Origin of the sequence: Allobosea sp. RAF48, assembly GCF_052114025.1 — a bacterium.
Taxonomy (GTDB): Bacteria; Pseudomonadota; Alphaproteobacteria; order Rhizobiales; family Beijerinckiaceae; genus Allobosea.
In genome coordinates, this window is record NZ_JBFRDZ010000005.1 from 128,138 (window position 1) to 143,016 (window position 14,879).

Genomic DNA, 14,879 nt, shown 5'->3' on the forward strand with positions numbered 1-14,879 from the left:
TGATTGAGGCGTTTGAATGACACCCGGACTCGGCTTTAGCGACTTCGCGCGCCGGATTCCAGCCCGAATAGCTAAGTGACGGCCGTCAGCCCATGCTATTCTTACGTAGGGAATCAGGTCTTACGATGGATTTTTGTCGATCGCCCTTGGCGATGAGCCGCCGCAGGGTCAACGCTATGCTCGCCTTGAGCCCGCTCGCCCTGTTGGCGCGCGGCGGCTCGGCGTTGGCTGATTCGGCCCCCGTGCAGCACGCCATAGCGATGCACGGCCAGCCTGCCCTGCCCCCTGGTTTCGCCCATCTGCCCTATGCCGATCCGAAGGCTCCGCGCGGCGGCCGGATCATCTTCGGCCTCCAGGGCACCTTCGACAGCCTGAACCCCCTGATCGTTCTCGGCGTCGCGCCCGATGCCGTGCCGAAATATGTGCAGCAGAGCCTGCTCTTCCGCTCGGCCGACGAGCCTTTCACCGCCTATGGCCTGCTGGCCTCGCAAGTGGAGCTCGACGCCGATCGCAGGAAGCTCGCCTTCGAGATCGACCCTCGCGCAACCTTCGCGGACGGCACGCCCGTCACCGCCGCGGACGTGCTCTTCACCGTCGAGATGCTGAAGACGAAGGGCAAGCCCTTCCACCGCTCCAGCCTCGCGCGCATCACCAAGGCATCGGCACCCTCGCAGAAGCGGGTCGAGTTCGAGCTCGGCGACGGCTCCAACCGCGAATTGCCGCTGGTGATCGGCGCGCTGCCGATCTTCGCCAGGCACGCGACCAATGCCGAGACATTTGGCGATACGAGCTTCAAGCCCGCGCTCGGCTCCGGCGCCTATGCCGTCGGGGAGGTCCGGCCCGGCGAATCGCTGACGCTCAAGAGGCGGAAGGATTTCTGGGCCGAGGACCATCCGCTGACCCGCGGCCTCTTCAATGCCGATGAAATCCGCTACGATTTCTACCGGGATTCCAACGCCCTGTTCGAGGCGTTCAAGGCCGGGCTCTACGATGTAAGACTCGAAGGCGATCCGACGCGCTGGATGACCGGCTACGATATCCCCGCGGTGCATGACGGGCGCATCGTTCGCCAGACCCTGCATTTCGACACGCCAAAGGGCATGACGGGGCTCGTCTTCAACACACGCCGCCCGGTGTTCTCCGACGTCCGGGCGCGCGAGGCGCTCGGCCTGTTGTTCGATTTCGAATGGGTCAACCGCAACCTGTTCCACGGCGTCTATCGGCGCGCCGGCAGCTTCTTTTCCGATTCACCCCTGTCCGCCCTCGGCGTCCCCGCCGATGGCCGCGAGAAGGCCTTGCTCGCCGCTTTCCCAGATGCAGTGCGCGAGGATATCCTTTCAGGCACGTGGAAACCCTCGGAAACCGATGGATCGGGCCGGGACCGCGAGCAGGCGCGCAGGGCGCTCGACCTGCTCAAGGGCGCCGGCTATGCGCTCCAGGACGGAGCCTTGCGCAACGGCAAGGGCGAACCCTTCGCCTTCGAGATCACCGTCACCAGCCGCCCACAGGAACGGCTGGCGCTGAACTACGCGCAGTCGCTCGGCCGCCTGGGGATCACCGCCACTGTCCGGCTGATCGACGACGTCCAGTACTGGCGGCGGCTCTCTGCCTTCGACTTCGACATGATCCAGTGGACCTGGCCGGCCTCCGCCTCGCCCGGCAACGAGCAGATCGGGCGCTGGGGCGCGGCGAACGCCGAGCGCAAGGGGTCGCTCAACTACGCAGGGGTGAGATCGCCCGCCGTCGATGCGGTGCTGCAGGCCCTGCTCGGCGCCCGCGAGCGCGAGGATTTCGTCGCCGCTGTGCGGGCGCTCGACCGGCTGCTGCTGTCGGGCTTCTACGTCGTGCCGCTCTACTACCTGCCCGACACCTGGCTCGCCCTTGCGCGGGACGTTGTGATGGCAGGGCGCCAGCCGGCCTATTTCCTCTCCAGTGAAACGCTGGCGCGCCTTCCGGCCACGCCCGCTCCTGCGAATTGAAGGGCCGTCGATGCGAGCAGAACAGGACGAGGCTTCCGCCCTGCTCGATGGGCTCGATATCGATACGCTGCTCAAGGCCCTGACGCGCAGGCGCGGCTATGAGGCCGCCCTGCGCGACCCGCCGGGGCGGCGCGGCTGGAGCGATGTCAGCCCGGCCTCGATCAATTTCCTGCAGCTCGATCAGCGCATCGACCAGCTCGCAAGGCTTCTTGCCGCCAACAAGGGACAGCCGGGCGCGAGCGTCGCGATCCTGGCGCCTTTGGGGCCCGAGGCGGTCGTTTCCGTGCTCGCCAGCCTGCGTGCCGGCCTCTCCCCGCTGATGCTGCCGCTGCACGGCAACGAGCTTGAACTGCTGCGCCTCATCGAGGCTTCAGGCGCGGTCATGGCGCTCGGCGTCAGTCGCGTCGGGCCATTGCGGCCGCTGTTGATGCTGCGCAATCTCGCGATGCGCGCCTTCAGCACCCGCTTTGTCGGCGGCTTCGGTCCGGACGTGCCCGATGGCGTCGCGCCGCTCGACACCCTCCTGGCCAATGCGAGCCTGCATCCCCTGCCCGGGCCGGTCGAGCGCCCTTGGCTGCAGGTCGCCGACGCCGTCTCGCTTCAAGGTCCGCAGCGGATTTCCGAGCGGGAGATTCTCGGCAAGGCGCTCGAGATCTCGCGGGCACTGAAGCCGATGACCTCCTCGCGGATCGTCAGCACCCTGGTCGGAGGCGATCTCGCGGCGCTCGCCAGCGGGCCGGGCATGGCGATGCTCACCGGCGTCGAATTACTGCCGCTCGGCCTGTTCCACCTCGGCGATCTCCAGGCCTGCATCGAAGGCGGGCGCAGCGTCCATCTCGTGCTGCCGGGCAACATGGAGCCGGCACTGGCCCATTCGCGACTGGCGGGCCATCCGGCGCTCGCCAGCCTTGTTTTCGTGCAGCGGACCGGCAGTCAGCTCTCCTATCCGGCAATTGATCGCCCCGATCTCGCCATCGTCGACATCGCGGTGCATAGTGCTTCGGACATCACCGTCATCAGGCGCCAGACGCCCACGGGCTGAACAGCGCGATGACGATGATGGGGCGCGCATTCTGCGGAGTGTTCACCATGCTTTCCGTCGGTCTTGTCCTGCTTTCGCTCTCCGCGAGCCCGGCACTTGCCGTCGCCGACAAGGTCCCGCGCTTCGATATCAACGCCTCCTGTGGCAGCGCCGATAAATCGGCCACGGGTATCGGCCGCCCCGCCAGCGCCTGCCGCGACGACGAGGAAAAGGCCCGCACCGCGCTGGAAGCGCGCTGGTCGGAATACCCCGCCCAGGCCCGGACGACCTGCACCGAAGGCGCGAGCCTCGGCGGGCCGCCGAGCTATGTCCAGCTCATCACCTGTCTGGAGTTGGCGAAGAAGTAGACTTGCCGCCGGAGAGCGCCGCGGCGCGCAGCAGCGCGTAGAGCACCAGCGCATTGAGCAGATGCCAGAGCCAATGCGTTCCGAGCGGCACAGCGCTGCAAAGCAGCCCGTCGATACTGCGCATCGTCAGCGAAACGGCGAAAACCACACCGGCCAAGGCCAGAAGCTTGCGCTGGCCGCTCAGGGCCGGATCGCGCGGCATGGCGAGCGCGATGCCGACAAGCCCGAGCAGGAAGGCCGCATAGCCGGTGGAGCCTGCCACCATCGCCGGCAGAACCGCACGCCCCGCCCAGGAGAGAACGAGCGCGAGGCCGAAGAACGCAAGCGTCCCGATCGCCGTGATCAACCCTGATGCACCAAGGAACCGGCTGAGCGCGAATGCGAAATAGCCGAAGGCGAAGAGCTGGATCGGCACGACATCGGCCAGCACCGCCCAGCGATTCGGCATGGTGTGGAACAGGAAGGAGCCGGCTCCGATCGCGACGACCAGCAGGATGAATGTGAGCGCGATGCCGTCGCGCCCTTCCTGCCGGTGCCAGAGCCGAAAGGCCATCAGCGCGGCCGCGAGAAAGGCCGCGTTCGTCACCGCATTGACGGGCTCGGCCCAGAAGCTCGCATCGAGTCTTTCGCAATAGCCGAACCGCATCGATCCGCCCGTCCCTTGCCCGCCTCAGCGAACCCCGCCGTTGCGACAGCGTCATGTCGCGTGCCGACTGTTGCCTTGCCGCGGCCGGTCCGCAAAGCTCACGCGCTCATGCCGGGGAACACCAATATGCGCAGCCTTCGCCTTTCATTGTCCGCAAGCCTCCTGCTCGCAGCCGGAGCCACTGCCCCGGCGTTTGCCAACCCCGAGACCTGCGCGAACCTCTGGACCGCCCGTAACGAGATCTACAAGGCGCAGGGCTACTGCTTCCGCACGCAGCGCGCGATCGCGGCATTCGGCAACGCGGGTTGCCAGTACGACAATATCGAGGACGTGCCGCTTTCCGCCAATGACCGCCGCGTGATCGCCGACATCGTCCGGCAGGAACGGGCGCTGCGCTGCCCGCGCTGACCCGAAATCGTTCACGGCGATTGCCTGTGGAAGGCAGGGCTGCCCTGCGTCCAGCGGGGGCGAGGCCGTGCTAGAAGCCCCGGTCGCGCGCCTGCGCCCGACCAAACAAGGCGATTCACGACCGGCATGACGACAGCGATCGAGATGGGAACGACAAGGACCGGCGAGCCCGGTCTCATCGATCTCGCCGAATTGCTGGCGACGCGCCTGCTCGTCCAGGGCAATTCGGGCTCGGGCAAGTCGCATCTGCTGCGCCGCCTGCTGGAGCAGAGCGCCCCGCTCGTCCAGCAGGCCATCATCGACCCGGAGGGCGATTTCGTCTCGCTCGCCGACCAGTTCGGCCATGTCGTTGTCGATGCCGAGTGCGGCGAGGCGGAGCTGCAGCGCGTCGCGCTGCGCGTGCGCCAGCACCGCGTCTCGGTGGTCCTGAACCTCGAAAACCTCGAGGCGGACGAGCAGCTGCGCGCCACGGCAGCCTTCCTCGGCGGGCTCTTCGACGTCGACCGCTCGCTCTGGTTCCCGATGCTGATCGTCGTCGACGAAGCCCAGCTCTTCGCCCCGGTGATGGCAGGCGAGGCCTCGGACGAGGCGCGCCGACTCTCGCTCGGCGCCATGACCAATCTGATGTGCCGCGGCCGCAAGCGCGGCCTTGCCGGCGTCATCGCGACCCAGCGCCTAGCCAAGCTCGCGAAGAACGTCGCGGCGGAAGCCTCGAACTTCCTGATGGGTCGCACCTTCCTCGACATCGACATGCAGCGCGCCGCCGACCTGCTCGGCATGGACCGGCGCCAGGCCGAAATGTTCCGCGATCTCGAACGCGGCCAGTTCGTGGCGCTCGGCCCTGCCCTGTCAAAGCGCCCGCTGCCGATCAGGATCGGCACCGTCAGCTCCGTCGATCGCGGCAGCGCGCCGGGGTTGATGCCGCTGCCCGAACAGGCGCCGGCGGAAGCAGGCAAGCTGATCTTCACGCCCGGCGAGGACGAGCCGCCGCCGATGGCGCGGCCGGTCCGCCCGGCGCCGCGCCCACGCCCGGACCCGAACGAGGTGCTGCGCCGGATCGAGACCTACCGCCCGGCTCCGCAGACCGAGCCCGAGCCCGAGATCGAGCTGGAGCCGGAAGAGCGCGAAGCGATCATGGTCGAGATTCTGCGCGAGCTGATGGCCGACCCTGAAGCACGCTCGCGCCAGGTCGCGGTGCTCTATCAGGATTTCACCGTGCGCTGCCGGATGCGCCGGCTCGGCCGGACGAATCTGAGCCTGGAGGAGTTCCGCCGCAGGCTCGCCGTGGCGCGGGCCGGCGTCAGCGACAGCGTCGCGACCAGCGAGGGCTGGCAGGCGGCAGTCGTGGCCTCGGGCACGCTGCCGGAAGACCTGCAGGGGCTCTTCCTCTACATCGCCCGCACCGCCATCGAGGGCAGGCCCTGCCCCAGCGATGCCGAGCTCGCCGAAGTCTATGGCAGCCACTCGCCCAGCCGGGCGCGGCGCCTGCTCGGCTATATCGAAGAGCGCGGCCTGATCGTCTGTCATGTCGACTTCCGCGGCCTGCGAACGCTCGCCCTGCCTGCGCTCGGCGTCGAGACCGCGCCGGGCCAGGCTCAGCCGCGCACGGCCGGGATGCCGCGCGGCGCCCGCGGATAGAAGCCAGCGCCGCGCGCTCGGTGACTTCAACTCACGAATGCTGTTCCAGCCGGCCGACTAATCACGCCGGCTTCGCACCACCATGTTCTGACCTCCACAGGAGATCTGGATCATGGAATATCGGCGTTTGGGCCATTCGGGACTGAAGGTTCCCGCCCTGAGTTTCGGCGCGGGCACCTTCGGCGGACAGGGACCGCTCTTCAGCGCCTGGGGCAACACGGACGCCAAGGAAGCGCACCGCCTCGTCGATATCTGCCTCGAAGCCGGGCTGAACCTCTTCGACACAGCCGACGTCTACTCGAACGGGGCGTCCGAGGAAGTCCTCGGCGAGGCGATCAAGGGCCGCCGCGACAAGGTGCTGATCTCGACCAAGACGACGCTGCCGATGGGCGACGGCCCGAACGATGCCGGCTCCTCGCGCAGCCGCCTGATCAAGGCGACCGAGGACGCGCTGCGCCGGCTCGGCACCGACTATATCGACCTGCTCCAGCTGCATGCCTTTGACGCCGGCACGCCGGTCGAGGAGGTTCTCTCGACGCTCGACGCGCTCGTCCGGGCGGGCAAGCTTCGCTATGTCGGCGTCTCCAACTTCTCCGGCTGGCAGCTGATGAAGTCTCTGGCCGCCGCCGAGCGTCATGGCTGGCCCCGCTATGTCGCGCATCAGGTCTACTACTCGCTCGTCGGGCGCGACTACGAATGGGAGCTGATGCCGCTCGGCCTCGACCAGGGCGTCGGCGCGCTGGTCTGGAGCCCGCTCGGCTGGGGCCGCCTCACTGGCAAGATCCGGCGCGGCCAGCCTCTTCCGGCCGGGAGCCGGCTGCACGAGACAGCCGAGTTCGGCCCGCCGGTCGAGGACGAGCAGCTCTACGCCATCGTCGACGTGCTCGATGCCATCGCGCAGGAGACCGGCAAGAGCGTGCCGCAGGTCGCGATCAACTGGCTGCTGCAGCGCCCGACGGTCTCCTCGGTCATCATCGGCGCCCGCAACGAGCAGCAGCTGCGCGACAATCTCGGAGCCGTCGGCTGGAACCTGACGGCCGAGCAGGTTGCGCGGCTCGATGCCGCGAGCGTCCGTACGGCGCCATACCCGTACTTCCCCTATCGGCGGCAGGAGGGTTTCGGCCGTCTCAATCCGCCGCTGGTCTGAGCCGTTATTGCGAGGAGCAGGGCGACGAAGCAATCCAGGGGCCGCAGGACGGACCACGTCAGCCGGATCCCCCTGGATTGCTTCCGTTCGCTCGCAATGACGGGCTGCTCCGTGCGAGCGCACTTCGGGAGATGACCGCCGCGCAAAACTTGACCACCCCGCCCCCGAACGTGCATGACCTGTGGCCGTATTCACGGGTCCAGCCATGCGCGTTCTGTTGATCGACAACTACGACAGCTTCACCTGGAACCTGGTCCACCTCATCGGTGGCCTGGGAGCCGAGGTCGATGTCTGGCGCAACGACGCGCTGTCGGTCGAAGAAGCGCTGGGCGGCGAGCATGATGCGATCGTGCTCTCGCCCGGCCCCTGCACGCCAAACGAGGCCGGGATCTGCCTCGATGTCGTCCGGCAGGGCGCCGCCCGCAAGCCAATTTTCGGCGTGTGCCTCGGCCTGCAGGCGATGGGGCAGGCCTTCGGCGGCGACGTCGTGCGGGCGCCCGTGCCGATGCACGGCAAGGTCTCGCCGATCAGGCACAGGGCACGCGGCCTGTTCCGCGGCATCAACGGGCCGCTGCAGGCGACGCGCTATCACTCCCTCGTGGTCGATCGCGATTCCTGCCCGACTGTCTTCGACATCGAGGCCGAAACCGATGACGGCCTGATCATGGCGCTCTCGCACCGGGAGCTGCCGGTCCACGGCGTCCAGTTTCATCCGGAGAGCATCGCCTCCGAGCATGGCGCGACGATCCTGCGGAATTTCCTCGATCTCGCCCAGCGATGGCGCAGCGAGCACGAAGCCGCCGCCCTGACCCCATCAGCCTGATTTCCGCAGAGTTTCCATGGACGACTTCAAACCCTTCATCGCCAAGGTCGCGACCGGAGCGACACTCTCGCGCGAGGAGGCGCGGGACGCCTTCGACACGATTCTCTCCGGCGAGGTCACCAACGCGCAGTCCGCCGCCTTCCTGATGGCGCTGCGCGTCCGCGGCGAGACGATCGACGAGATCGCCGGCGCCGTCGGCGCCATGCGCGGGAAGATGCTGCCGGTGAAGGCACCGGCCGAGGCGATCGACATCGTCGGCACCGGCGGCGATTCGTCCGGCTCCTACAACGTCTCGACGCTGGCTTCGATCATCACGGCAGCCTGCGGCGTGCCCGTCGCCAAGCACGGCAACCGCGCGGCATCCTCGCGCTCCGGCGCGGCCGACGTGCTCACCGCACTCGGCGTCAAGGTCGGGCTCGATTCGTCCGGGACGGAGCGCTGCATCGCCGAGGCCGGTGTCGGCTTCATGTTCGCGCCGACGCACCACGCCTCGATGCGCCATGTCGCGCCGGTGCGTACCGAGCTCGGCACGCGCACGATCTTCAACCTGCTCGGCCCGCTCTCGAACCCGGCCGGGGTGAAGCGCCAGCTGATCGGGGCCTTCTCCGAAACCTGGCTGGAGCCGATGGTCAAGGTGCTGGCCTCGCTCGGCTCGACTCGCGTCTGGGCCGTGCACGGCTCCGACGGGCTCGACGAGATCACCACGACCGGGCCGACCCGCGTCGTCTCGCTGGAGAACGGCAAGGTCGAAAGCTTTACGATCAGCCCCTCCGATGTCGGCCTCGAGCCGGCCAGGCCGGAGGAGCTGCGTGGCGGCACGCCCGAGCAGAATGCGGCTGCGCTGAACGCCGTGCTCGCCGGCGAGAGGACCGGCTTCCGCGACATCGCCGCCTTCAATGCCGCGGCAGCACTGCTCGTCGCCGGCAAGGCTGCGAACCTGAAGGACGGCTTCGCCCAGGCGACGTCCGTCCTCGACTCTGGCAAGGCCAAGGCGACGCTGGACGCCCTCATCAAAGCCTCGAACGCGTGAGGGCGGCATGACCGACATCCTCGCCAAGATCGAAGCCTACAAGCGCCAGGAGATCGCGGCCGCCAAGGCCGCCGTGCCGCTGGCCGAGATCGAACGCCGCGCCCGTGCCGCCGGCAAGCCGCGCGGATTCGCCGATGCTCTCGCCGCCAAGCTCGCGGACGGCAAGCCGGCCCTGATCGCCGAGATCAAGAAGGCGAGCCCGTCCAAGGGGCTGATCCGCGCCGATTTCGACCCGCCTTCGCTCGCCCGTGCCTATGCCGCCGGCGGCGCGGCCTGCCTCTCCGTGCTGACCGATGGGCCCTCCTTCCAGGGTCAGCCGGAATTCCTGACGCAGGCGCGCGAGGCCTCCGGCCTGCCGGCGCTGCGCAAGGATTTCCTCTACGAGCCCTATCAGGTCTACGAAGCCCGCAGCTGGGGCGCCGACTGCATCCTGATCATCATGGCTGGTGTCGACGACGACACCGCCAGGGCGCTCAACGAAACCGCGCGCGAACTCGGCATGGACGTGCTCGTCGAGGTTCATGACGACGCCGAGCTCGACCGGGCGCTCAAGCTCGAGAGCCGGCTGCTCGGCATCAACAACCGCGATCTGCGCAGCTTCCACGTCGATCTCGCGGTGACCGAGCGGCTCGCGCCGCGCGTCCCCTCCGACCGCATCGTCATCGGCGAGAGCGGCATCTTCGCCCATGCCGACATCGCCCGCCTCCACAAGGCCGGCGTCAACAGCTTCCTCGTCGGCGAGAGCCTGATGCGGCAGGCGGATGTCACGGCCGCGACGCGGGCGCTGCTGACCGGCACGGCGCAAGAGAGCGCGGCGTGAGCCGGCTCAGCCATCTCGACGCCCAGGGCCAGGCGCATATGGTCGATGTCAGCGACAAGGCCGAGACGACCCGCTTCGCCGTCGCCGAAGGGAGCGTCGTGATGGCGCCGGGGACGATCGCGATCGTGCGCGACGGCAACGCCAAGAAGGGCGACGTGCTCGGCACGGCGCGCCTCGCCGGAATCATGGCCGCCAAGCGCACACATGAGCTGATCCCGCTCTGCCACCCCCTGCTGCTCAGCAAGATCGGGGTCGATCTCACGATCGACGAGGCATTGCCGGGCGTGCGCGTGCGCGCCGAAGTGAAGATGAAAGGCCAGACCGGCGTCGAGATGGAGGCGCTCACGGCCGTCTCGGTCGCCTGCCTGACCGTCTACGACATGGTCAAGGCGGTCGACAGGGCGATGCGGATCGAGAACATCCGGCTCATACACAAATCCGGCGGCCAGTCCGGCGACTACGACGCAAAGGCTTCGCAGGAAGGAAGTCGAGCATGATGTCATCCGAAAACCGGTCCCAACTATTCGCTGCCGCGGACCTGCGGTTCGGCATCCTGCTCTGATGGCGCTCACCCCGGTCCCCGTCGCGCGCAAGGCGCTGCTCGACAGCATTCCAGGGCCGACCGGGGCCGAAACCCTGCCGCTCGCGCAATGCGCCTGGCGGGTGCTTGCCGGTGAGGTCAAGGCGCTCCGGACCCAGCCGCCCTTCGCCAATTCCGCCATGGACGGCTATGCCGTGCGCGGCGACGACATGGCGGCGGGCATCTCGCTCGCGGTGATCGGCGAATCCGCCGCTGGCCGGGCCTTCGAGGGCTCGGTCGGGCCGGGGCAGGCCGTGCGCATCTTCACGGGCGCGCCAATGCCGGAGGGCGCCGATACCGTCCTGATGCAGGAGGATGCCGACGGCGTCGACAGCCCGGCGATCCGCGTGCGGGTGCCGCCTGCCAGGGGCAAGTTCCTGCGCGCAGCCGGGCTGGATTTCCGCGAGGGCAACGTCCTGCTGCCGGCCGGACGCGTGCTCGACAGCGCTGCGCTGGGCCTTGCCGCCGCGATGGGACATCCGACCTTGCCCGTCCGGCGCAAGCCGCGCGTCGCGATCCTTGCCACTGGCGACGAGTTGGTGGCTCCGGGCGAGCCGGTCGGGCGCGACCAGATCGTCGCCTCGAACTCCTTCTCGCTCGCTGCACTGGTCGAGAAGGCCGGCGGTGCCGTTCTCGATCTCGGCATCGCCCGCGACGACCACGCCGACCTCGCGGCCAAGATCGGCCAGGCGCGGGACGCCGACGCCGACGTCCTCATCACACTCGGCGGGGCCTCGGTCGGCGCGCATGACCTCGTGCAGGAGGCGCTGACGCGGGCCGGCATGTCGCTCGGCTTCTGGAAGATCGCGATGCGGCCGGGCAAACCGATGATGACCGGCCGACTCGGCCGCATGGTCGTGGTCGGCTTGCCCGGAAACCCGGTCTCCTCGATCGTCTGCGGCCATCTCTTCGTCCTGCCGCTGATCGAGGCTCTGCTCGGCATTGGGGAGGCCGACCGCGACCGCAGCATCCCCGCCCGCCTCGGCCGTGACATGCCGGCCAATGACGAGCGCGAGGACTATCTGCGCTCGGAGCTCGCACTGAGGCCGGATGGCTGGGTGGCGACGCCCTTCGACCGGCAGGATTCCTCGATGCTCGGCACGCTGGCACGGGCGCAGGCATTGACGATCCGGCCTGCCCATGCCGCGCCGGCAAAAAAAGGCGACATCTGCCGCATCCTGCCGCTGCGCTAGATCACCGCTCATCCTGTCGGACGCGATCGTAGCGATCTGTATAGGGTTATCGCATCGGATCTGCCCGAAAAGTGGATTCCACTGTTCGCTTCGATGCCGGAGCCCGCTTGCGGAACACAAGTGGAACGCGTATGGTGTTCCTGCTTTGTTTCGAATCTAGCCTTCGAGAAGGCCGGCGGGGATCATGCTGACACGCAAGCAACACGAACTCCTGCGCTTCATCCAGGAACGCTTGCGTGAGAGCGGGGTGCCGCCCTCCTTCGACGAGATGAAGGATGCGCTCGATCTGCGCTCCAAGTCGGGCATTCACCGGCTGATCATGGCGCTGGAGGAGCGCGGATTCATCCGTCGCCTGCCCAACCGGGCGCGTGCGCTCGAGATCATCAAGATGCCCGACGGGCTCGGCGCCCCGCAGCAGCGGCAGCGTTTCAACCCTGCGGTCGTCCAGGGCGGCCTCGGCTCGCAGCCGAATCTCACCAAGCCACGCCCTGCGGCCGATGAGGACAGCCGCTCCTCCATCGCGATCCCGGTCATGGGCCGCATCGCCGCCGGCACGCCGATCTCGGCGATCCAGAACCGTAGCCACACCGTCTCGCTGCCGCCCGACATGCTCGGCTCCGGCGAGCATTACGCGCTGGAAGTGCGTGGTGACTCGATGGTCGAAGCCGGCATCCTCGACGGCGACACCGTCATCATCCGCAAGCAGGATTCGGCCAATACCGGCGACATCGTCGTGGCGCTGATCGATGACGAGGAAGCGACGCTCAAGCGACTGCGCAAGCGCGGCTCCTCGATCGCGCTCGAAGCCGCCAACCCCGCCTATGAGACGCGCGTGCTCGGGCCGGACCGGGTCAAGATCCAGGGCCGCCTCGTCAATCTGATGCGGCGCTACTGAAGGCGCTCGACCTCGGCTTCGCCGTCGGCGGAAGCCGGTGTCACACTCGGAGGCGCTGTCGAGGCTTGCGCAGGGCGCTGTTCACGGCGGCGGCTCCAGGGGCGGTCGGCAGCGTTCTGCTCCGAGACATGGCTGCTCCACCCCGATCCTGTTCGATAGAGCGAAGTCGCGCCGTCGCGCGATAACGCCATTCGCTCGATCAGCCGTGCCTTGCAGGTTCCGCTCCAGGGGATGGCCGTGACGACGAGGTCAGCTCGCATGCAGTCCTCGATAAGCCCCAACCTGTCGCGCGTGTAGGAGACGGTGCGCTGATCCGGCGTCCGTGCGACGCAGCCGAGCGCATCGCAGCTAATGCCGGCCCGCAGCGTCGGATCGTCCGGCGAACGGCGATCGCCATCAGCAGCGAGCCATTGCTGCAGCACGAAACGGCTCGGCTTGCCCGCAATCGCGAGGCGGCCATCCGGGCCCCGCACCGCCAGCCCCGAACCGTCGCGTTCGATCAGGATTTCCGGCCGCTCCGGCTTGCCGGCGATGGCCACGCCGAGCAGGAGCGGCAGCGCCGCCAGCCAGCGCCAGGGCGTGGTCCAGAGCGTCAGCCACAGCAGCGCCAGCACGAAGCAGGTCAGCACCGCCGGCCCGAAGGCTGCGATCATCACCGTGGAATGGTCGATGCTTGCGACCCAGTGCGCCACCTTGAGCACGACATCGGAAGCCAGCCCCATCAGCGCCCAGGCGGGCCAGTCCAGTCCGAAGGGGTAAGCCAGCACGCCGAAGACGGCCGCCGGCATGACGAAGAGCGAGACGAAGGGCAGCGCCATCGCATTGCCGAGCAGGCCGAAGGGATTGAAGGTCTGAAAATGATAGGCGCCGAAGGGCGCTGTCGCGGCCGTTGCCAGCAACGTGGTGACGACGATGCCGAGTGCCGCGGCCCAGACCGGCCCAAGCGGCCACGGCAAGGTCGGCGGCGGCTGGGAGCGCTTTCGGCTCTCCCAGCGTTCGGCAAAGGCGATCAATGCCGCGACGGCTCCGAAGGACATCTGGAAGCTCGGCCCGAGCAAGGCCTCCGGCTCGCGCAGGAGCACGATCATGGCCGCAAGCGCGAGATTGCGCATGCTCAGCGCCGCACGATCGACAAGGATCGCGCCGAGCATCACCAGCGTCATGATCAGCGAGCGCTCGGTCGCGACATCGCTGCCCGAGAAGATGCAGTAGGCGGTCGCGCCGAACATCGCTGCGGCCGCTGCGATCTTCTTGATCGGCCAGCGCAGCGCGGCGGTCTGGGAGAGCGCCAGCAGGGCGCGCACCAGCCAGAAGATCGTCCCGGCGGCGAGGACCATGTGCAGGCCGGAGATCGAAACGATGTGGTAGATGCCGGCGGCGCGCAGGTCGTTGTTCGTCGCCTCGGTGATCAGCCCGCGCTTTCCCGTAACGAGGGCGGCGGCGACTGCCCCGCCCTGTCCGCCACCGCCTTCCGCGATGCGTTGGGTCAAGGCATTGCGCGCCCTGTCGATGGCGACATCGACGGCAAGACGCGTCGGCATCGGATGCGGCGGTGGCGCCAGGGCAATCTTGCCCGCGATGCTGCCGACTGCGCCAATGCCCCGGAAGAAGGCATCGCGACCGAAATCATAGCCGCCGGCCCGGGCCGGCCCGGGCGGAGGCAGCAGCCGCGCCGTCGCGACGACATGATCGCCCGGCGCCACGGAAGCGGCGCGGATATTGACGCGCACGCGCCTTGGGCGCTCGGCTGCCGGCATCCCGGCGAATTCCGTTACCAGCAGGACGATACGGGCGCCGCTGTCGCGTGCCTCGACGCTCTCGACGAAACCCGTCACCTTGCCGATTCGTTGACGCTCCAGCATCGGCGCCGCGACATCCGCCGTACGCCAGGCACCGGCGGCAAAACCCGCGAAGGCGGCGGCCACCGCCAGGGAGGCCATCGAGGCTAGCCGACGGGTTCGCAGCACGAACGCGAAGATCGCACTGAGCGCGAAGCCAGCCAGAGGCGCCCATAAAACCGGCTCACGGTCGGCCGCGAAATAGAACAGGATGCCGGCGCCCATCGCCACGGGCAGCCACAGGAACGGACGGCGGCGCTCGGCCTCGAGTTCGAGCGCCTGACCGAACCGGGCCTGCCAGTCTTGCAGCCAGACTTCGAAGCGAACGGAGGTCAGCCAGCTTGGCAGCAGGCGCAGAGGCAAGGCCTCGGCTCGCGCGCCGCGCGGCTTGTCCTGCCCCGGCGGCCCCGGCTGCATTCTCCGCCCCTCCTCGCCGGCGCTGCGATTTGACCGCTTAACCTTTCCGGCCAAGCCATGTTACAGGGCGCGCGCC

Annotated in this window: 14 protein-coding genes; 12 read left to right on the forward strand and 2 right to left on the reverse strand. The window is 68.3% G+C overall.

Translation table 11 applies throughout. The annotated features are described in order from the left end of the window. The first annotated feature begins 152 nt into the window (after window positions 1–152). Genes AB4Z10_RS11490 through AB4Z10_RS11500 form a run of 3 tightly spaced genes read left to right on the forward strand, consistent with a single transcriptional unit; the run spans window position 153 to window position 3,368 of the window. The gene (locus AB4Z10_RS11490; RefSeq protein WP_441470533.1) at window positions 153–1,979 is read left to right on the forward strand and encodes an extracellular solute-binding protein; all 1,827 of its coding nucleotides are present in this window, start codon (window positions 153–155) and stop codon (window positions 1,977–1,979) included. Between the two features lie 10 nt (window positions 1,980–1,989). Beyond that, the gene (locus AB4Z10_RS11495; RefSeq protein WP_441470534.1) at window positions 1,990–3,021 is read left to right on the forward strand and encodes an AMP-binding protein; all 1,032 of its coding nucleotides are present in this window, start codon (window positions 1,990–1,992) and stop codon (window positions 3,019–3,021) included. A gap of 47 nt (window positions 3,022–3,068) precedes the next feature. Then, complete coding sequence (locus tag AB4Z10_RS11500) at window positions 3,069–3,368, forward strand: hypothetical protein (RefSeq protein WP_441470535.1); 300 nt, start codon at window positions 3,069–3,071, stop codon at window positions 3,366–3,368. On the opposite strand, the gene AB4Z10_RS11505 is transcribed toward AB4Z10_RS11500, so the two are convergent. Beyond that, window positions 3,340–4,014, reverse strand: coding sequence for a ceramidase domain-containing protein (locus tag AB4Z10_RS11505; RefSeq protein ID WP_441470536.1), 675 nt, complete (start codon window positions 4,012–4,014; stop codon window positions 3,340–3,342). The genes AB4Z10_RS11500 and AB4Z10_RS11505 overlap by 29 nt on opposite strands. A gap of 126 nt (window positions 4,015–4,140) precedes the next feature. On the opposite strand from AB4Z10_RS11505, the gene AB4Z10_RS11510 reads away from it, so the two are divergent. The 9 genes from AB4Z10_RS11510 to lexA all read left to right on the forward strand — a co-directional run bounded on the left by AB4Z10_RS11510 (window position 4,141) and on the right by lexA (window position 12,548). Further along, complete coding sequence (locus AB4Z10_RS11510) at window positions 4,141–4,422, forward strand: YARHG domain-containing protein (protein WP_441470537.1); 282 nt, start codon at window positions 4,141–4,143, stop codon at window positions 4,420–4,422. 126 nt (window positions 4,423–4,548) lie between these two features. Then, a complete protein-coding gene (locus AB4Z10_RS11515) occupies window positions 4,549–6,060 on the forward strand; it encodes a helicase HerA domain-containing protein (protein ID WP_441470538.1) in 1,512 nt (503 codons plus the stop codon). 112 nt (window positions 6,061–6,172) lie between these two features. Further along, entirely contained in the window at window positions 6,173–7,207 is a 1,035-nt protein-coding gene (locus AB4Z10_RS11520) for an aldo/keto reductase (RefSeq protein ID WP_441470539.1), read from the forward strand. 205 nt (window positions 7,208–7,412) lie between these two features. Continuing rightward, entirely contained in the window at window positions 7,413–8,030 is a 618-nt protein-coding gene (locus AB4Z10_RS11525; RefSeq protein WP_441470540.1) for an anthranilate synthase component II, read from the forward strand. A 16-nt stretch (window positions 8,031–8,046) separates the two neighbouring features. Next, on the forward strand, window positions 8,047–9,060 hold the full coding sequence (trpD, locus tag AB4Z10_RS11530; protein WP_441470541.1) for an anthranilate phosphoribosyltransferase: 1,014 nt from the start codon (window positions 8,047–8,049) through the stop codon (window positions 9,058–9,060). Between the two features lie 7 nt (window positions 9,061–9,067). Then, on the forward strand, window positions 9,068–9,880 hold the full coding sequence (gene trpC, locus AB4Z10_RS11535; RefSeq protein ID WP_441470542.1) for an indole-3-glycerol phosphate synthase TrpC: 813 nt from the start codon (window positions 9,068–9,070) through the stop codon (window positions 9,878–9,880). Beyond that, a complete protein-coding gene (gene moaC, locus AB4Z10_RS11540; protein ID WP_441470543.1) occupies window positions 9,877–10,377 on the forward strand; it encodes a cyclic pyranopterin monophosphate synthase MoaC in 501 nt (166 codons plus the stop codon). The genes trpC and moaC overlap by 4 nt, the downstream gene beginning before the upstream one ends. A gap of 64 nt (window positions 10,378–10,441) precedes the next feature. After that, window positions 10,442–11,653, forward strand: coding sequence for a molybdopterin molybdotransferase MoeA (locus tag AB4Z10_RS11545; RefSeq protein WP_441470544.1), 1,212 nt, complete (start codon window positions 10,442–10,444; stop codon window positions 11,651–11,653). A gap of 184 nt (window positions 11,654–11,837) precedes the next feature. Next, complete coding sequence (gene lexA / locus AB4Z10_RS11550; RefSeq protein WP_441470545.1) at window positions 11,838–12,548, forward strand: transcriptional repressor LexA; 711 nt, start codon at window positions 11,838–11,840, stop codon at window positions 12,546–12,548. On the opposite strand, the gene AB4Z10_RS11555 is transcribed toward lexA, so the two are convergent. Beyond that, window positions 12,542–14,803 (reverse strand): ComEC/Rec2 family competence protein, encoded by a 2,262-nt coding sequence (locus tag AB4Z10_RS11555; protein ID WP_441470546.1) that lies wholly within the window; start codon window positions 14,801–14,803, stop codon window positions 12,542–12,544. The two genes, lexA and AB4Z10_RS11555, sit on opposite strands and share 7 nt — an antisense overlap. Window positions 14,804–14,879 lie beyond the last annotated feature (76 nt).